Annotated in this window: 13 protein-coding genes; 5 read left to right on the plus strand and 8 right to left on the minus strand. The window is 71.3% G+C overall.

Annotation, left to right across the window (positions count from 1 at the left end; genetic code table 11):
* Window positions 1-130: 130 nt before the first annotated feature.
* The 3 genes from ACFVJX_RS12200 to pepN all read right to left on the minus strand — a co-directional run bounded on the left by ACFVJX_RS12200 (window position 131) and on the right by pepN (window position 7,612).
* Entirely contained in the window at window positions 131-3,442 is a 3,312-nt protein-coding gene (locus ACFVJX_RS12200) for a S8 family serine peptidase (protein WP_384135619.1), read from the minus strand.
* Window positions 3,443-3,635: 193 nt separating this feature from the next.
* A complete protein-coding gene (locus ACFVJX_RS12205) occupies window positions 3,636-4,709 on the minus strand; it encodes a hypothetical protein (protein ID WP_384135621.1) in 1,074 nt (357 codons plus the stop codon).
* Between the two features lie 302 nt (window positions 4,710-5,011).
* Entirely contained in the window at window positions 5,012-7,612 is a 2,601-nt protein-coding gene (gene pepN, locus ACFVJX_RS12210; RefSeq protein ID WP_384135623.1) for an aminopeptidase N, read from the minus strand.
* A gap of 134 nt (window positions 7,613-7,746) precedes the next feature.
* On the opposite strand from pepN, the gene ACFVJX_RS12215 reads away from it, so the two are divergent.
* From ACFVJX_RS12215 to ACFVJX_RS12230, 4 genes are all read left to right on the plus strand, one after another.
* A complete protein-coding gene (locus tag ACFVJX_RS12215) occupies window positions 7,747-8,397 on the plus strand; it encodes a DsbA family protein (RefSeq protein ID WP_384135625.1) in 651 nt (216 codons plus the stop codon).
* Between the two features lie 70 nt (window positions 8,398-8,467).
* Entirely contained in the window at window positions 8,468-8,926 is a 459-nt protein-coding gene (locus ACFVJX_RS12220) for a GNAT family N-acetyltransferase (protein WP_384135627.1), read from the plus strand.
* 41 nt (window positions 8,927-8,967) lie between these two features.
* Window positions 8,968-10,335, plus strand: coding sequence for an MFS transporter (locus tag ACFVJX_RS12225; RefSeq protein ID WP_384135629.1), 1,368 nt, complete (start codon window positions 8,968-8,970; stop codon window positions 10,333-10,335).
* Window positions 10,325-11,878: a pyridoxal phosphate-dependent decarboxylase family protein gene (locus ACFVJX_RS12230; protein WP_384135631.1), complete on the plus strand. Its 1,554-nt coding sequence runs from the start codon at window positions 10,325-10,327 to the stop codon at window positions 11,876-11,878. Before ACFVJX_RS12225 ends, ACFVJX_RS12230 begins: the two co-directional genes overlap by 11 nt.
* Before the next feature lie 24 nt (window positions 11,879-11,902).
* Here ACFVJX_RS12230 and ACFVJX_RS12235 read toward each other — a convergent pair whose 3' ends face one another.
* The 3 genes from ACFVJX_RS12235 to ACFVJX_RS12245 all read right to left on the minus strand — a co-directional run bounded on the left by ACFVJX_RS12235 (window position 11,903) and on the right by ACFVJX_RS12245 (window position 14,402).
* On the minus strand, window positions 11,903-12,415 hold the full coding sequence (locus tag ACFVJX_RS12235) for an NUDIX hydrolase (RefSeq protein WP_384135633.1): 513 nt from the start codon (window positions 12,413-12,415) through the stop codon (window positions 11,903-11,905).
* Window positions 12,416-12,464: 49 nt separating this feature from the next.
* Window positions 12,465-13,430 (minus strand): aldo/keto reductase, encoded by a 966-nt coding sequence (locus tag ACFVJX_RS12240; RefSeq protein ID WP_384135643.1) that lies wholly within the window; start codon window positions 13,428-13,430, stop codon window positions 12,465-12,467.
* A 132-nt stretch (window positions 13,431-13,562) separates the two neighbouring features.
* Window positions 13,563-14,402 carry an MOSC domain-containing protein gene (locus tag ACFVJX_RS12245; RefSeq protein ID WP_384135635.1) on the minus strand — a complete coding sequence of 280 codons (840 nt, stop codon included), beginning with the start codon at window positions 14,400-14,402 and terminating at the stop codon, window positions 13,563-13,565.
* A gap of 102 nt (window positions 14,403-14,504) precedes the next feature.
* Between ACFVJX_RS12245 and ACFVJX_RS12250 the strand changes: the two genes are divergently transcribed.
* Window positions 14,505-15,173: an O-methyltransferase gene (locus ACFVJX_RS12250; RefSeq protein WP_384135637.1), complete on the plus strand. Its 669-nt coding sequence runs from the start codon at window positions 14,505-14,507 to the stop codon at window positions 15,171-15,173.
* A gap of 136 nt (window positions 15,174-15,309) precedes the next feature.
* On the opposite strand, the gene ACFVJX_RS12255 is transcribed toward ACFVJX_RS12250, so the two are convergent.
* Together ACFVJX_RS12255 and ACFVJX_RS12260 are read right to left on the minus strand one after the other, a co-directional pair.
* The gene (locus ACFVJX_RS12255; RefSeq protein ID WP_384135639.1) at window positions 15,310-15,951 is read right to left on the minus strand and encodes a superoxide dismutase; all 642 of its coding nucleotides are present in this window, start codon (window positions 15,949-15,951) and stop codon (window positions 15,310-15,312) included.
* Window positions 15,952-16,183: 232 nt separating this feature from the next.
* Window positions 16,184-17,617, minus strand: coding sequence for an amino acid permease (locus tag ACFVJX_RS12260; RefSeq protein WP_384314273.1), 1,434 nt, complete (start codon window positions 17,615-17,617; stop codon window positions 16,184-16,186).
* Window positions 17,618-17,989 lie beyond the last annotated feature (372 nt).

The raw sequence follows: 17,989 nt of genomic DNA on the forward strand, positions 1-17,989 counted from the left end.
TTTTTTGCCCCGGCTTCCTTTCCACAAACATTGGCGGGGGGTGCGTACGGGCGGGGCGGGGGCGGCGCACCGGGGTGGGGGGGGGGCCCCGGGCCCCCCCCCCCCCCACTGTCGTACGGATCACATGTGGTTACGGCGTGACCTTCTCGATCACGACGCTGCCGGTGCCCGCCGCGGTGCCGCGCGCGTTCACCAGCTGGACCTCGCCGAAGAACTGCCGACCCTCGGGGGCCGCCCCGGCGACCGCCACCTCCGCTCCGACCTGGGCCGATGCGCCGGAGGCCAGGTTCACGGCCTTCGACTCGTCGACGGAGATCGTGCCGAGCGACGACGAGTAGTACACGTCGCGGTAGTCGTACTCGGTGGTGCCGGCGGGGACGTCGTAGCCCTCGACGACGACCGTGTACGTACCGGCGGCCGGCTTCACCAGGCTGACCGACTCCTCGGAGCCCGCCGTGGTGGAGGCGCCCACCTGGGCCGAGCCCTGGTAGACGTACAGGTCGAGGTCGGCGTTGGCGTCCGCGGTGTTCCCGATGGCGATGTCGAGCTTCTCGACACCTTCACCGATGGTGACCGTGGTGGTCCGCTCGTCACCCGTGGAGATCGACGGGCGGTCGACCTTGGCCGAGCCGAGCGAGCCGCCCTTGAGCTTGCCCTCCAGGGCGCCCGCGTTGTTGGTGACCGTCCAGTCCACCGAGGCGGGGGTGCCGATCTTCGCCTCGGCGATGGTCTGCACCGCCGGATCGAAGGTGGCGCCGAGCAGCGAGACATCCAGCTTGTACGGGTTGTCCAGCAGCGGCGACGTGCGCCGGGCCTCGACCTCGATCTCCCAGACACCGGCCTGCGGGTCCGCGTACGAGCGCACGTCGGGGCGGCAGGTGTTGGCCGGGTTGTCGTAGTTCGGGTAGCAGTACGGCGTCCCGCTGTCCTCCACCGCGACCCCGTACGGGTGGATGGAGATGAAGCGGGTCTGGCTGCCCGAGCGCAGGGCGCTCATCGCGACCTCTAGGGTCTTGGCGCCCTCCGGCACGTTCACGAAGTACGACGTGGTGCCGTTGCGCTGCACCGAGCCGGACGCCTTGAACGCGTAACCCGGCTTGACCAGGTCCTTGGCGACGACGACGGTGGCCAGGATCTGCTGGTCGACGCCGGAGGTCTTCGCGTCGTCGACCTGGAGGATCGCGCTGTGCACGCCCGCGCTGCCCGGCTTCGCCTGGACCTTGACCGTCACCGGCTTGCCGAGCGGCAGCGAGACGGTCTTCGGGCCGGTCAGCTTGAAGGTGCCGTCGTTGTACTTCCACGACAGCTTGTGCTTGACGTTCTTGTCCGGGCCCGTGGTGCGGGTGACCGTGACGTCGTACGACTTCTTCTGACCGGCCTTGAGGCCGCCCTCGCGGTCGTAGAGACCGGTGCCGAAGCCCGGGTCCTTCAGCGCGAAGTCGATCGCGGTGTCGACCGGGGCCCTGACCGTGTACTCGTGCGCCGGGGCGCCCTGCTTCTTGATCTGCTTCCAGGCGTCGAGGATGTTGATCAGACCGGCACCCTGGGCGTGCGCGGGCACTCCCTTGATCTGGGTGGCGGTGCTGGTCAGCGCGGTGCGCAGATCGGCCGGGGGCAGCTCGATGTGCTTCTGCTTCGCGGCGGACAGCAGCAGCGCGGTGGCGCCCGCTGCCTGCGGCGAGGCCATCGACGTGCCCTGGAGCATGGAGTAACCGGCCGGGAGCGAGTAGCCCGCCTCGGCGACCGGCGAACCGGGCAGCCAGGTCTGCGTCGAGTTGATCGACGCGCCGGGCGCCGTCAGGGTCGGCGTGAAGCCGCCGTCCTCACGCGGGCCGCGCGAGGAGAACGGCAGCATGTCGTACTTCTTGGTGACGGCGGAGCCGTAGTTCGCGGCCCAGGTCTCCTTGGAGATGGACGCGCCGACCGAGATGACGTGGTCGGCCAGGCCCGGGTCACCGATGGTGTTGACGCCCGGTCCGTCGTTGCCGGCCGAGATGACCAGCTGGACGCCGTAGATGTCGATGAGCCGCTTGTACAGCTCGGCGCGGGCGTTGTTGCCGTCGTTCAGCGGCGGCAGACCGCCGATCGACATGTTGACGACGTCGACACCGCGGTTCACGACGAGGTCGATCATGCCCTCGGTGAGCGCGATGTTGGTGCAGCCGCCGGACCAGGTGCAGGCGCGCGAGGAGACGATCTTCGCGCCGGGCGCGGCACCGTTCATCTTGCCGCCGAACAGGCCGTTCGCGGCGGTGATGCCCGCGACGTGCGTGCCGTGCTCGGACTCGATGACGCCGATGGAGACGTAGTCGGAGGTGTCCCCGGCCGCGTTGTACACGACGCCCTTGCGGGTCTCCACGACGAACGGGATGCGCTCGACGACGTCGGTGCGCGGGTCGTCCTTGCCGAAGTAGGAGACCTGGTGCTTCTCCTTGTACGGCTTGAGGACGGTGTCGTCCGAGAAGTTCCCGTTGTCGTTCAGGTCCACCCGGGTGGTGCCGGTGACCGGGTCGTACAGCACGGCCCACACGTCGGTGGTGTCACCGTCGCGGTTCAGGTCGCCCGCCATGTCGCCGCCCTTGGTGGCGGCCTCGGCGAACAGACTGATCCGGTACTTGCCCTTGGGCGCGGAGTACGTGCGGCCCTTGTAGGTGAACGTCGGGCCGGACACGGCGTCCGTCATCCGCAGCCAGGTGCCGTCGCCGTCACTGACCGGGTCGGTCGCCGTCACCCAGTCGGTGATCTTGCGCTCACCGGTGGTGGTCTTCTGCAGCGCGGGGTGACCGAGGTCGACGCCCGCGTCCAGGACGCCGATGGTCACGCCGCGGCCGTCGGCCTTCGGGTTCTGCTTGACGAAGTCGACCGCACCCGTCTCGTAGGACGGGTTGTACGGGTTCTTCGCCGGAGTCTTCTTGTTCGGCGCCGCGTAGCTGCCGGTCGACTTCACCTTGGCCTTGCTGCCGGTCGCCCGGTCGGCCGCGGGGGTCGGGTCGTCCAGCATGATCTCCTGCTTGAGATCGATGCCGTGGACGGAGGTCAGCTTCGACGCCGCCTTGATGGTGGCCTCGGCGCTCGACGTCGGCACGGTCGCCCGTACGTAGCCGAGCTTGTCGTACGCACGCCCCAGCACGGAGCCCTTGACGGCACCCAGTTGCTTGCTGACCTGCTCGGTCGCACCGGGTGCGGTGGCGACCATCATCGTGATGTTCTTCTCGCCCTTGGCCCGCGCCTTGGCGAGCACATCGGCGTCGGCCGTGCCGAGCTTGTCCGCCGGGGCGCCGTCGGAGGCTGCCTTCACGGGGGCGGTGGCCGGGTCGTCGGCGGCGAAGACGGGGGCGACGCCGGTGGCGGCCAGTGCGGCCACCAGACCGGCGGCGGCCGCGACTCGTGCCGCGCGTCTCGCTCCGGGTATGTAACCGGGGGATTCGGAGGTCATCAGCATCCCTGTATGTGAAAGAGAGAGTCCGGAAATCGGTACCGGATGACCGCTCACCCTTTCGTAAATGACAGGGCTTTGTGGAGAGTTGTGGTGGGGGAGTTGTGTACATGGCGGACTTCCGCCACTGGGGCCGATGCGTCACACGGGACGAAACGGTGGTTACGTGGCGATCCCGCGCCCGCATCCCGCCGGGATCTCACCGCGGGAGGATCACCACGTACGCGGCCGGCTCACGGTCGGCGGCCGCCATCAACGCCGTGCGCACCACGACGGCCTGCTGCTCCAGGGCCTCGCGCAGCTTCTTCGGGGAGATGTGGACGACGGTGACCCCCAGTCGTTCCAGGTGCTCGCGCCGGGCGGCGTACGCGGACCACTCCGCCTCGTGCTCGTCCTGCCGCCGGTCGTCGTCGAGCCGGCTGTACCGCGGCGCCCTGGTGTCCAGTTCGACGGCGACGGCCTCCTCGGGCCAGTAGGCGTCGACCCCGCCCAGGTGCGGGCCGCCGGGCAGTCGCAGGTCCACGTTCCACAGCGGCTCCGGGAGCCCGTGCTCCCGCACCAGGTCGTACAGCCGGTCCTCCGCGAGCGCCCGGCCCTCGGCGAGCAGCGAGTCCACCGCGTTCACCACCTGGGGGCGGCCGAGCACCTTGGCCCGGTTCAGCTCGCCCACCACGACGGCCGGTTCGCAGTGACCGCCCCTGACCGCCTCGGTGAGCAGCCGGCGTACGACGAAGGCGTCGGCGAGCCCGGCGACGGCATCGGCCAGCGCACGGGCCACCGGGGCCACCGGCACCCCGTCCAGCACTTCGGGCTCCGGCAGTTCGGCCGTCCGCACCAGCCGGACGTGCCGGACCGACCGCAGCCGGCGGACCCGAGGCACCAGTACGTCGATCCGGTCCAGGGAGACGGCGGGCGGCGCGGCGGCGAACCCGTGCAGCGAGAGCGCGGCGAGCCCGGTGACCATCGCCTCGCCGTACCCGGGGTCGGCACCGGTGCCGGCGCTCCGCGCGGACACGGCCCGCCGGGCGGAGGCCGGTGGCCGTCCCGCGTACAGCAGGGCGGACCGCAGCCGCTCCCGGCCGCTCAGCGGACCCGGGTGCAGGACGTAGACGCCGGGCAGCGGCTGCTGCCACGGACCACCGGTGCCGCACTGCCCGGCGGCCTGCGCGGAGGTGATGCCGCGGGCCTTCAACTGGGCCGTGGACAGCACGCGTTGCCGCACATCGGAATTGATGCGGAGGTGGCAGGGGGAGAGCGGGGTGTTCTGGGTCATGCTCCGGTGTATCCCGCCGGTGAGCGGGACCTTAACCCCTGTTACAGCCCCGTCGACATTCCAGGACAACGCCGTCCTAAAGTACGGACGTTCGACAACCGAAAAGGCCCGGCCCGCCGGGGATTGTGAACCCCTGAAGGGGCGCACCGGCATCCGCCGGGCGCCCCCTCCCCGCGCCCCTCACCCAGCCGTCCGCACCGCACCCGGCCCGTCCGGCGTCCGAGGACCGGACCCTCGCCGATGTGCCGGCCCACCCCGGCAAGGGCATAGCTCCGGACGGACCGGGACGGACCGGTACCGACTCAGACGGCAGCCGCCGAGTCGCACGCCTGCGCCCGCACCCCCCGGCCGAGGTCGTCCCGGGCCTCCAGCACCAGCCGCCGCAGCGCGGGCGCGGCCGTCTCGTGCCCGGAGAGCCACGCGTCCGCCGCCGCCAGCGTCGACGCGTCGCCCTGGAGCGCCGGGAACAGCCCCTTCACCACAGCCATCCCGATCTGGATCGACCGCTCGGCCCAGACCCGCTCGATCACCTCGAAGTACCGGTCCGTGTACGGCGCCAGCAGCTCCCGCTGCGAGGACTGCGAGAAGCCCAGGATGGTGGCCTCCACCAGCGCGTTGGAGAGCGCGTCCGACTCCACGACGCCCGCCCACGCCTGCGCCTTGACCGCGGCCGACGGCCGCGAGGCCAGGCAGCGCACCTGGTGGCGCTTGCCGGAGGCGGTGTCGTCGCGCGCCAGCTCGGCATCGATCACCGACTCGTCGGCCCGCCCGTGCGAGGCCAGCGGGGACAGGAACGCCCACCGGAGCTCCTGGTCGACGTCGAGCCCGTCGATCCGCGCCGTTCCGTCGAGCAGCCCCGACAACAGCTGGAAGTCCGGTTCCGACGCGGCGACCGCCGCGAAGAACCGGGCCCACGCCAGCTGGTGCTCGCTGCCCGGCGCCGCGAGCCGCAGCTCACGCAGCGCGCCCTCGGCCAGCGCCCGGCCGCCCTCCTCGCGCCAGGCCGGTGCCGCGTAGTGCGCCAGCGCGGTCCGGGTCCAGGTGTGCAGCATCTGCAGCACACCGATGTCCGTCTCCCGTCCTGCGAAGTCCAGGACCAGCGAGACGAAGTCGCGGGCCGGCATCAGCCCGTCCCGGGTCAGGTTCCACAGCGCGGACCAGCACAGTGCCCGCGCGAGCGGGTCCGTGATGTCCCCGAGGTGCGAGCGCAGCGTGGCGAGCGACACCTCGTCGAAGCGGACCTTGCAGTACGTCAGGTCGTCGTCGTTGACCAGGATCAGCTCGGGCCGTTCGGCGCCGGCCAGCTCCGCGATCACCGTGCGCGGCCCCGCCACGTCCACCTCGGCCCGTGCGTACCGCACCAGGTCGCCGTCGGCGGCGCGCCGGTACAGCCCGACCGCGACCCGGTGCGGGCGCAGCTCCGGATGCGAGTCGGCCGCCTCCTGGAGTACCGCGAGCTCGGTGATCCGGTCCGCGGCGTCGTACGTCACCAGCGGGGTCAGCGAGTTGACGCCCGCGGTCTGCAGCCAGGAGCGGGACCAGCCGGTCATGTCCCGGCCGGAGGTCTCGGCCAGCACCGACAGCAGATCGCCCAGCTGGGTGTTGCCGTACGCGTGCTTCTTGAAGTAGCGCCGGGCGCCCTCCAGGAACGCGTCCCGCCCCACGTACGCCACCAGCTGCTTCAGCACCGACGCGCCCTTGGCGTAGGTGATGCCGTCGAAGTTGAGCTTGGCGTCCTCCAGGTCACGGATGTCGGCCGTGATCGGGTGCGTGGACGGCAGCTGGTCGGCGCGGTAGGCCCAGGACTTGCGGTTGTTGGCGAAGGTGATCCAGCCGTCCTCGAACCGGGTCGACTCGACCATGGCGAAGACACCCATGAAGTCGGCGAACGACTCCTTGAGCCACAGGTCGTCCCACCACTGCATGGTGACGAGGTCGCCGAACCACATGTGCGCCATCTCGTGCAGGATGACGTTGGCCCGGCCCTCGTACGCCGCCCGTGTCACCTTCCCGCGGAAGATGTACTCCTCGCGGAACGTGACGCAGCCCGGGTTCTCCATCGCGCCGAGGTTGTACTCCGGCACGAACGCCTGGTCGTACTTCCCGAACGGGTACGGGTAGTCGAAGTTGTCGTGGAAGAAGTCCAGGCCCTGCTTGGTGATCAGGAAGATGTCGTCGGCGTCGAAGTGCCGGGCGAGCCCCTTGCGACAGAGTGCGCCGAGCGGGATCCGGAGCTCGGTGCCGTCGTCGAACGTACGGGTGTAGGAGTCGGTCACGTAGTGGTACGGACCGGCCACGACCGCCGTGATGTACGTGGAGATCGGCTTCGTCTCGGCGAACCGCCACACCCCGCCGTCCCGGGACTCCTCGGCCCCGTTGCTCCAGACCGTCCAGGCCTCGGGCGCGGTCACCCGGAAGCGGTAGGGAGCCTTCAGATCGGGCTGCTCGAAGTTGGCGAAGACGCGGCGCGCGTCCGCCGGCTCGTACTGCGTGTAGAGGTAGACCTCGCCGTCCTCCGGGTCGACGAAGCGGTGCATGCCCTCACCGGTGCGGCTGTACGCGCACTGCGCGTCGACCACCAGGACGTGCTCGCCCTCCGGCAGGCCGGCCAGCGTCACCCGCGTCCCGTCGAAGACGGCCGCCGGGTCCAGCGCCGTACCGTCCAGCGTCACCGCGTTCACGGACGGCGCGATCAGGTCGGCGAAGGTCGTCGCACCGGCCCGCGCCGAGCGGAACCGGATCGTGGTCACCGAGCGGAACGTCCGCGGACCTGAGTCCCGGCCGCCGTCCCCGTCGGGGTCACCGATGGCGGACCTGACGTCGAGCTCCACGTCGTAACCGTCGACGGTCAGCAGCTCGGCCCGCTCGCGGGCCTCGTCGCGGGACAGGTTTTCACCGGGCACGAGCACACTCCTTTGTGTCACGTTCGAATACTTTGATCCTCCCATGCCGCTTCCCGGCCGGGCATTCGGGAATGGCCGGAGCGTCCTGCGGTGTTCTCGCGCACAGAGTGAGATCGGTCCGCCTGAGGAGAGACATGTCTGAGAACAGCACGGCAACCGGCAAGACCCCCGCCGATTTCTGGTTCGACCCGCTCTGCCCGTGGGCCTGGATGACCTCCCGCTGGATGCTCGAGGTGGAGAAGGTCCGACCCGTCGAGGTCCGCTGGCACGTCATGAGCCTGGCCGTACTCAACGAGCCCCGGCTGGACGAGCTGCCCGACGAGTACCGCGACCTGCTGGAGAACAAGGCCTGGGGCCCGGTCCGCGTGGTGATCGCCGCCCAGCAGAAGCACGGCGACGACATCGTCGGCCCGCTCTACACGGCCCTCGGCACCCGCTTCCACAACAAGGGCGAGGGCCCCACCCGCGAGGCGATCGTGGGCGCGCTCGAGGACGTCGGTCTGCCCGCCGAGCTCGCCGAGTACGCCGACTCCGACGCGTACGACACCGAACTGCGCGCCTCCCACCAGGAGGGCATCGACAAGGTCGGCCAGGACGTCGGCACCCCGGTCATCGCCGTGCCCGGCGCTGACGGCGAGCAGGTCGCCTTCTTCGGCCCGGTCGTCACCCCCGCCCCGAAGGGCGAGGAGGCCGCGAAGCTGTGGGACGGCACGCTGCTCGTCGCGTCGATCCCGGGCTTCTACGAGATCAAGCGGACCCGGACCGCAGGCCCCAACTTCGAGTGATCCCGCGCGCGGGCTCCGTGCAGCCACGGAGCCCGCGGGCCATGGGGCAGCCGAGCGGACGGAGAAGCGTGTGAAGGTACGGCCGGGACTGCGGTCCGAGGCTGCGGAGCTGACCGGCCTTGCCCTGCGCTCCAAGGCGTACTGGGGCTACGACGAGGCGTTCATCGCGGCCTGCCGCGACGAACTCACCATGGCCCCGGGCGACATCGGCCGCCGCCGGACCGCGGTCGCCGAGGAGGACGGCCGGATCCTCGGCTTCACCACCCTGGAGGGGGCTCCGCCCGCCGGGGTGCTCGGCATGATGTTCGCCGAGCCGGACGCCGTCGGGCGCGGGGTGGGCCGACTGCTCTTCGAGCACGTCGTCGCCGAGGCCCGCAGGCTCGGGTTCGCCCGCTTCACGATCGACGCGGACCCCAACGCCGAGCCCTTCTACCGGGCCATGGGCGCGGTACGCATCGGCGCGACGCCGTCCGGATCGATCCCGGGCCGTGAGCTGCCGCTGCTGGAGTTCACACTGACGTCACGCTGAACCCTTGCCGCAGGCTCGAACTCTCGTTCATGATCTGCGGCATGTCAGCCGACGTCCCGACGGGTGCGCCCCCGGACACGGACCCGCGCCTGCCGCGACAGGTCCGCATCGGGTACGGGCTCGGCTCGCTGTGCACCGGCACCTTCGCCACCGTGCCCGGACTGATCCTGCTCTACTACCTCACCGACGTCCTGGCCGTGCCCGCCGCCGTCGCGGGCGCCGCCGTGTTCCTGCCCAAGGCCTGGGACGTACTGATCAACCCGCTGGTCGGCGCCCTGTCCGACCGCAGCCGGCTGCGCGGCGGCCCGCGCCGGCCGTTCCTGCTGATCGGCGCCTGCACCCTGCCGCCGCTCTTCGCGCTGCTCTTCGCCGCGCCCCCGCTGCGGGGCGCGGCCGCGGCCGGCTATGTGGCGGCCCTGTTCCTGCTGGCCGCGACGGCCTACGCGGTCTTCCAGGTGCCGTACGTGACGATGCCCGCCGAGATGACCGAGGACCCGGGCGAACGCCGCCGGGTGCTGGGCTGGCGGGTGAGCTTCCTCGGCGTCGCCATCCTGCTGTCCGGCGCCCTCGCCCCCGCCATCGCACACGCCGACGGAGACACCCCGGCGAGCTACCGGCGGATGGGCGTCGCGGTCGCGGTCCTGCTCGCCCTCGGCATGTTCGGCGCCTGGTTCACCACCCGCCGGGCCCCGGCCGTCGCCCGCAGCGAGGCCGAACCCTCGCTGCGCGCCCAGCTCGCCGCCGCCCGCTCCAGCAAGCCGTTCCTCCACCTCGTCTCCATGTGGACGCTCCAGGCCCTGGCGATCGGGGTGATGCTCGCGGGCGTCCAGTACTTCGCCACGTACACCCTCGGCTCGGCGAGCGCCGTCACCCCGCTCTTCGCCTGCCTGATCGGCCCGCTGGTGCTGTTCATGCCGCTGTGGAACCGGCTGGCCCGGCTGCGCTCCACCACCTACGCCCAGTGGTGTGCCTCGCTGCTGTACCTCGCGGGGTCGCTCGCGCTCGCCTTCACCCGGCAGGGCGGTCCGGCCATCGGCTACGCGGCCGTCGCGGTCATCGGAATCGCCTACGCCGGACTCCAGCTGCTGCCGCTGACGATGCTGGCGGACACCCTCGCCGCCGACACGGTCCGGACCGGGAAGCGGCGGGCCGCGACGTTCACCGGGCTGTGGACCGCCGCCGAGACCCTGGCCTTCGCGCTGGGCGCCGGGGTGTTCGCGCTCGTCCTGGCCGTGACCGGGTTCCGTTCGTCGGACGCCGGCCACCGGGTCGGCCAGTCCGGCGCCGCGCTCACCGGCATCGCCCTGGGCATGAGCGTGCTGCCCGCCGTCCTGGCCACCGCGAGCCTGTGGATGCTGCACCGCTACCGAGACCCACTCCTCACGGAAGAGCCCGCCCATGCCGACTGACCCCGCACCCGACGTCTCCGCCGCCGAGGTGCTCGCCGAACTCGGCGCCCTGCGCGGCGGCGACGCACCCACCCGCGGCGGCCGGACCTTCGCCTACGTCTACGACGCGGGACTGGCGGGCCTCGACGAGCTGGCGGCCGCCGCGTACTCGGCCTACGCGACGGTCAACGGCCTCGACCCCACGGTCTTCCCGAGCGTGGCCCGGCTGGAGAACGACGTGGTGGGCGCGGCGGCGGCGCTGCTCGGCGGTCCCGGCACGCAGGGCACGTTCACCAGCGGCGGCACGGAGTCGATCCTGCTCGCGGTGAAGACGGCCCGCGACCACGCGAAAGCCGAACGCGGGGTGACCGAACCCCAGCTGGTGCTGCCCTCCACCGCGCACGCGGCCTTCCACAAGGCGGCCGCCTACCTGGGACTGGAGCCGGTCGTGATCCCCGTCGACCGGACCACGTACCGGGCCGACGCCGCCGCCACGGCCGCCGCGATCACCCCGCGCACCGCCCTCGTCGTCGCCTCGGCCCCCTCGTACGCCCACGGGGTGATCGACCCGGTCGCCGAGATCGCCGCGGCCGCCGCCGAGCGGGGCGTCCTGTGCCATGTGGACGCCTGCATCGGCGGCTGGATACTGCCGCACCTGCGGCGCGCGGGGCGGGAGATACCGCCGTTCGACCTCTCCGTGCCCGGCGTCACCTCGCTCTCCGTCGACCTGCACAAATACGGCTACGCCGACAAGGGCGCATCCGTGGTGCTCTACCGGGACGCGGAGCTGCGCCGCCACCAGTACTTCGCCCACGCCGGCTGGCCCGGCTACCCGGTCGTCAACCCGACCGTCCAGGGAACCAAGTCGGGCGGACTGCTGGCCCAGGCGTGGGCGGTGCTGCGGTACGTCGGCGAGGACGGCTACACCGCACTGGCGGGCCGGGTGGCCGAGGCCTCCGACCGGCTGCTCGCGGGGCTGCGCGCGAGGCCGGACGTGCGGGTGCTCGGCGACCCCTCGGCGGGACTCGTCGCCTTCACGGTCCTGGACGGGACGGACGGGGCTGACGCGGTGGGCAGCGCGGGCGGCTCGGAGAGTGCGGGCGGCTCGGGCAGCTCGGGTGGCTCGGAGGGTGCGGGCGGCTCAGGCGGCGAACCCGCGCTGAGCCTGCTGCTGCACCTCGCCGACGAGATGCGGGAGCGCGGCTGGTACCTCCAGCCTCAGCTGTCCTTCGACGGGCTGCCGCCCAACCTCCACCTCACGCTGACCCCGGCCACGGTGGGCCAGGTGGACGCCCTGCTCGCGGACCTCGACGCGGCGCTGCGCTCGGCCCGGGCCCTGCCCCCGGTCACGGCGGACCCCGCCCTCACCGAACTGGCCGCCGGACTCGACCCGTCGAAGCTCGGACCGGAGGAGGTCGAAGCGGTCCTGGCCTTCGCGGGCCTCACCGGCGACGGTGGCCTGCCGGCCCGGATGGCCCCGGTCCTGGTCCTGCTGGACGCGCTGCCGGGCCCGCTCAAGGAACGGCTGCTCGCGGAGTTCGTGGGCTCGGTCTTCCGGATCTGACGGGCGGGAGCGGGGCGCAACGGCTCAGCCGGGTCCGTGGTCCTCGTCCTCGTCGAAGTCCCCCAGGTGCAGCGCCGGGTGGGGGAGCGCGGCCCCGGCCAGCACCGGGGGGAGCAGCCTGCCCATCCTTCTCGGCCTGACCGTCTGGGAGGTGGTGCGGAGCTCGTCCACGGTCCACCAGCGGTGCCCGTACACGGCCTCGTCGGTCTCCACCCGCATCCCCGCCACCTCCTCGGCCGTGACCCGGGCCGGGCGGTACTCCTCGTACTGGTCGTAGCGCCGCCCGTCCACCCCGAACAGGGTCTGCCGGGTCCAGACGACCGGGCCCAGCCGGGCGGGCGGCAGCTCGAACGCGGTCTCCTCCCGCACCTCGCGCACCACAGCCCGGACGTAGTCCTCACCGTCCTCCACCCCGCCGCCCACCGTGAACCACCAACGCGCCCCCACGCGGCGCGGATCACGGCCGCACAGCAACAGCAGCCGGTCGTGCTCGTCGATCAGCAGGACCCTGGACGTCCACCGCTTCCGTATCGCCATGGTGCGGGACGCTATCCAGCGGTACGGCCGCCCCGCACCCCCGCACGGCTCAGGAGTAGAAGTCGCGCTGCCACCGGTGCCGCGCCAGCACGGCCAACTGGTCAGCGGTGAGCGGGCGGCCGTCGCTCAGGGCGGTGTTGCGCTCCACGTTGCGCACGCTGCGCATGCCCGGGATGACGGTGGAGACCGCCGGCGAACTCAGCACGAACCGCAGTGCGTGCTCCGCGACGGCGTCCGGTTCGATGCCCAGGTCCGCGACGATCGCCGCCACCCGGCGCTCGACCTGGGCCGGCCGGTCGTCGCGGAAGTAGCGGTTGCGCCAGTCGCCCTCGGGGAACGTCGTACCGGCGGTGATCCGGCCGGTCAGCCCGCCTTCGTCCAGGGCCACCCGCACGATGACCCCGACCCCGTGCTTCTCGCAGGCCGGCAGTAGTTCGTCGGCCGGTGACTGGTCGAACACGTTGTAGATGACCTGGACGCTGTCCACCGCACCGCTGCGGACCAGCGCGAGCGCGCTCTCGGGCCGGTGGTCGTTGACGGAGACCCCGAACAGCCGGATCTTCCCCTCCCGCTTGAGCTCGGCGACCGTCTCCAGCCAGTCGCCGCGACCCACCCACTCATCGCTCCAGACGTGGAACTGGAGCACGTCGAAGTGGTCCAGCCCGGAGGCGCGCAGACTGGTCTCCAGGCTCGCGCGGATGTAGTCGCCCGGGAACGCCTCCGCCGGGTCCGTGCCGTCCGCCGGGGGCCACACCCCGTTCTTCGGCGGAACCTTCGTCGCGACCAGCACCTCGTCACCTGACCGCTCCCGCACGACCCGCCCGACGATGCGCTCGCTCTCCCCGTAACCGCGAGCCGTGTCGATGAGGTTCACGCCGAGGTCGACGGCCCGGTTGAGGGCACGTACGGATTCGTCCTCCGTGGCGCCCACCCAGCTGGACTCGCCGATGCCCCACGCGCCGTAGCCGATCTCGGACACCGACAGCCCACTGCGTCCCAGCTCGCGGTAGCGCACAATCGTCCTCCACGTCATGGTCCCGACCGGCCGGGGCGAAGGCCCCGTACCGGCAAACGAGGTCGACGATAGGCGAATCGGGTGCAGGGGGCAGGTGGATTCTCGCCGCCTGCGCCTGCCGGGGCCCGGCTCTCAGAGAGCGACCGGACTCTGGACCAGGACCGGGTCGCCGACGCTCACCGCGCCCTCGCAGACCACCGCGTTCTTCACACCGAAGCTGACCCGGTTCCCGTACTCCGGCTCGCGCCGGTAGGTGGCCAGGGTGCGCACCGGCTCCGGGCCCCGGCGGAGGCCGGTGGCCTGGTCGACGAGCGGGACGTTGCACCGTGTCGCGCGCACCGAGTGGGCGAGTTCGACGGAGCCCATGGTCATCCGGCGCACCCGGTCCTCGAAGTGCGGTTCGTCCTTGCCGGTCAGGACGATGTTGGGGCGGAAGCGGTCCATCGGTACGGAGTCGGCGTCGCCCCGTTCGGAGATCCGGGCGTTGAGGTCGTCCAGGGAGGCCGTGGAGGTGACCAGCACCGCGTGGGCGTCGGCGAAGTTGACCTTGCCCGGTGTGTCGCCCCAGCCGTCCCGGTCGAACCCGGGGGCCGCCCGTACCAGCCGAGACTTGCTCCCGAGCACGTCGGAGAACCATTCCGCGACCGTGTCCCCCTGGTCGACGGCCGCGCCGAGGGGGCGGTCGAACATGCTGACATCGCGGCGCGGGCCCTCCCGGTCGACGTCCAGACGCAGGGGTTCGACGCCCTCGGCGCGGAGCGCCAGCACCGCCCCGGAGTGCAGGACCGTGACCCGGATCGCGGCCATCACGGGGTGGGTGCGCTGGCTGCGGAACGCGCCGTCGGCCGCGTCCACGACCATGAACGTCCGGTCGTGATCGAGGCCGGTGCCGAGGACCTGCGCGGACTCGACCGAGGTGCCCGCGCAGCCCTTGACCGGGTAGTACACCAGCTCTCGGACGGTGATCGTCATGATGCCCTCTCCCGGGGAGACGCCGTTGGCGACCATCATCGCACCCGGTTCGCGTCCTGTAAGTTCCCTTGAGGAACTTACAGGGGCCGGGAGGGAACCACCATGACGCAGGCGCGCTGGACCGAGGTCGACGACTACTTCAACGCTCTTCTGCTGGGCCCGGACGAGGCCCTGGACGCGGCCGTCGAGGCCAGTGACAGGGCCGGGCTGCCGGCGATTCAGGTCGCGGCGAACCAGGGGAAGCTGCTGAACCTGCTGGCCCGGCTCCAGGGTGCGCGCACCGTTCTGGAGATCGGCACCCTCGGCGGGTACAGCACCATCTGGCTGGCCCGCGCGCTCCCCGAGGGAGGCGGGCTCGTCACGCTCGAAGCCGATCCGGGCAACGCCGAGGTGGCGCGCGGGAACATCGAGCGGGCCGGCCTGTCCGACGTCGTCGAGATCCGCGTCGGCCCGGCCCTCGACACACTGCCGGAACTCGCGGCGCAGGGGTACGGGCCGTTCGACGTCGTGTTCATCGACGCCGACAAGCCGAGCAACCCCGACTATCTGGCCTGGTCGCTGAAGCTGACCCGGCCCGGCAGTCTGATCGTCGCCGACAACGTCGTACGCGACGGAGAGGTGACCGACGGCGGGAGCCAGGACCCGAAGGTGCGGGGAGTGCGCCGGTTCACCGAACTCGTCGCGGCCGAGCCCACCCTGACGGCGACCGCGCTGCAGACCGTCGGCAGCAAGGGGTACGACGGGCTGCTGATGGCGCTGGTCACCGAGTAGCCGACGGGCCGGTGTGCGGGCATGGAAGGGCCCCCGCGAGTCATGTCCTCGCGGGGGCCCTTCGTTCATCCGCCTGCCCGGTGAAGGTTGAGAAGACGATCACGAGGCAGGACGTTCTGTGCCCCTCGGCGCGGCGTCAGGGGGCGAGCAGCAGTACGTCCGCGCGCTCCTTGGCGGCCGCGTACCGCTTCGCCACGTCCTGCCAGTTGACGACGCGCCACATCGCCTCGATGAAGTCGACCTTCTGGTTCTTGTACTGCAGGTAGAAGGCGTGCTCCCAGGCGTCGAAGACGAGGACCGGCACCGAGCCCTGGCCCACGTTGCCCTGGTGGTCGTAGACCTGCTCGACGATCAGCTTCCCGCTGACCGGCTCGTACGCGAGAACGCCCCAGCCGGAGCCCTGGGTGGTGGCCGCGGCCTTCGTCAGCTGGGACCTGAAGCCCGCGAAGGAGCCGAACGACTCGGTGATCGCGTCCGCGAGGCCGCCGACACCGTCCGCCGCGAGGGGCTCACCGCCGCCGTCACCGGTCATGTTGTGCCAGTAGATCGAGTGCAGGATGTGGCCGGACAGGTGGAACGCGAGGTTCTTCTGCAGCCCGTTGATCGCTCCCCAGGCCTCCTTGTCGCGCGCCTCCTCCAACTGCTCCAGGGTGTCGTTCGCGCCCTTCACGTACGCGGCGTGGTGCTTGTCGTGGTGGAGCTCGATGATCTGCGGGTTGATGACCGGTTCGAGCGCCGCGTAGTCGTACGGGAGTTCCGGGAGCGTGTACGTGGCCATGGTTCGAACCCTCCAGCTGCTTCCAAGTTGTTATTGCAACCTATATGCAAGAGCAGGCTAGCAGCGGCAGTGGCTGAGGGAGGATCAGTCCTTCGGCGTAGGGCCAACGGCCTCGCCCGGACGCCCCCGGCGCGCACGGAAACGCCGAGCGCGCACGGAAACGCCCGGCGCACACGAAAACGCCGGGCGGGCCGGATCGCTCCGGCCCGCCCGGCGTTTCCGTCCGGCGTGGTTACGCGTCCGTCGTCCCCGGGGGCGACGTCGTGGATCGCCGCTGCCGCAGGACGCCGACGACGATCAGGACCGCCGTCAGCGCACCCGTCGCCAGCAGCTGGTCCCGGGTGTCGGGCTGGCGCAGCATCAGGAAGAAGATGCCCACCATGGCCAGCAGGGCCACCACCGTCAGGGCCGGGAACAGCCACATCCGGACCACCAGCTTCTGCGGCTCCTCGCGCTCCAGCCGGGTGCGCAGGATCAGCTGCGAGACGGCGATGAAGATCCAGACGACCAGGATCACCGCGCCGGTCATGTTGAGCAGCCAGGGGAAGGCGTCGTCCGGCCGCCAGTAGCTCAGCAGCACGCACAGGAAGCCGAACACGGACGAGACGAGGACGGCGCCACGCGGCACACCGGACGAGATCCGGCCGAGCCGCTTCGGCCCCTGTCCGCGGGCGACCAGGGAGCAGGCCATGCGTGAGGCGCCGTAGATGTTGGCGTTCATCGCGGAGAGCAGGGCCACCAGGATCACCACGTTCATGATCTCCGCCGCGCCGCTGATGCCGAGGTGGTCCAGGGCCGCGTAGAACGGACCGACCTCCACGACCTTCGGGTCGTCCCACGGGACGAGCGTGACGATGACCGCCATCGAGCCGACGTAGAAGAGCGCGATCCGCCACATCGCCGTCCGTACGGCCTTCGCGACGCCGCGCACCGGATTCTCGGACTCGGCCGCGGCGATGGTGACGGTCTCCAGGCCGCCGTACGCGAAGACGGAGGCGAGCAGCCCGATGACCAGTCCCTCGGAGCCGTTCGGCACGAAGCCGCCGTCGCCGCTGATGTTGGCGGTGCCCGGCGCGTCCGTGTCCGGGAGCACCCCGAGGATCGCCAGTACGCCCAGCACCAGGAACAGGGTGATCGCGACGACCTTCAGCGCGGCGAACCAGAACTCGAACTCGCCGAACTTCGTCACCGAGGCCAGGTTCGTCCCCAGGAACACCACCATGAACAGTGCCACCCAGGCCCACTCCGGGGTCCCGGGCAGCCAGCCGGTGACGATCTTCGCCGCCCCGATGCCCTCGATGCCGACGGCGACGCAGAGCAGCACCCAGAACGCCCAGCCCGCCGTGAACCCCGCCCACGGGCCTATCGCCCGCTCGGCGTGTACGGAGAAGGAGCCGGACGCCGGGTTGGCCGCCGACATCTCGCCGAGCATCCGCATCACGAGCATGACGAGCAGCCCGGAGCCGGCGTACGCGATGACGATCGAGGGTCCGGCGGCGGCGATACCCGCGCCGGAGCCGACGAACAGCCCGGCGCCGATGACGCCGCCGAGGGCGATCATCGACAGATGGCGTTGTTTGAGTCCGTGGGTGAGGGCCGAGTCGGTCCGGTTGTCGGAGTTGACGGCCGGGGCGCCGGTGGGGGGAGGCACGGAGGTCCGGGACATGGACGGGCTCTGTTCGGTCGGTGAGAGGGGGACGGGTACACAGTCTGAACGTGCGCCCCGTTCAGGCGGAACGGCCGTCCGCTATACGGGCACCGAGCTCACACGGGGCGCACACTCCGCCGCGGGGGACGGGGGGTCTTCATGGATCGGACTTTTAGAGGGAGTTCACAGTCCGACCCCGATTCTCCTGCCCGGCCCGTTCGAGGTGAATCCCTCCCCACCTCCGTGACGAGTGTCACTCCTCGCAATGATTGCGCGCTGTTCGTTGTACGAAACCCACTAACTGTCCAACCGCCGCTTTGTGGGCCGCTGATGGTGATCGAGCGTTGCTCCGTCGGCTAACGTCAGGATCTGCCCCGTCCTGCCTGCCCT

It is taken from the genome of Streptomyces sp. NPDC127177 (genome assembly GCF_042672475.1).
Lineage (GTDB): Bacteria > Actinomycetota > Actinomycetes > Streptomycetales > Streptomycetaceae > Streptomyces.

Excerpts from the sequence above, each read along its gene's own strand:
- ACFVJX_RS12235 (WP_384135633.1), bottom strand. The coding sequence starts at position 12,415 with ATGGCGATACGGAAGCGGTGGACGTCCAGGGTCCTGCTGATCGACGAG.
- ACFVJX_RS12255 (WP_384135639.1), bottom strand. The coding sequence starts at position 15,951 with ATGGCCACGTACACGCTCCCGGAACTCCCGTACGACTACGCGGCGCTC.
- ACFVJX_RS12260 (WP_384314273.1), bottom strand. The coding sequence starts at position 17,617 with ATGTCCCGGACCTCCGTGCCTCCCCCCACCGGCGCCCCGGCCGTCAAC.
- ACFVJX_RS12215 (WP_384135625.1), top strand. The coding sequence starts at position 7,747 with ATGTCTGAGAACAGCACGGCAACCGGCAAGACCCCCGCCGATTTCTGG.
- ACFVJX_RS12225 (WP_384135629.1), top strand. The coding sequence starts at position 8,968 with ATGTCAGCCGACGTCCCGACGGGTGCGCCCCCGGACACGGACCCGCGC.
- ACFVJX_RS12245 (WP_384135635.1), bottom strand. The coding sequence starts at position 14,402 with ATGACGATCACCGTCCGAGAGCTGGTGTACTACCCGGTCAAGGGCTGC.
- ACFVJX_RS12205 (WP_384135621.1), bottom strand. The coding sequence starts at position 4,709 with ATGACCCAGAACACCCCGCTCTCCCCCTGCCACCTCCGCATCAATTCC.
- ACFVJX_RS12230 (WP_384135631.1), top strand. The coding sequence starts at position 10,325 with ATGCCGACTGACCCCGCACCCGACGTCTCCGCCGCCGAGGTGCTCGCC.
- ACFVJX_RS12250 (WP_384135637.1), top strand. The coding sequence starts at position 14,505 with ATGACGCAGGCGCGCTGGACCGAGGTCGACGACTACTTCAACGCTCTT.
- ACFVJX_RS12200 (WP_384135619.1), bottom strand. The coding sequence starts at position 3,442 with ATGCTGATGACCTCCGAATCCCCCGGTTACATACCCGGAGCGAGACGC.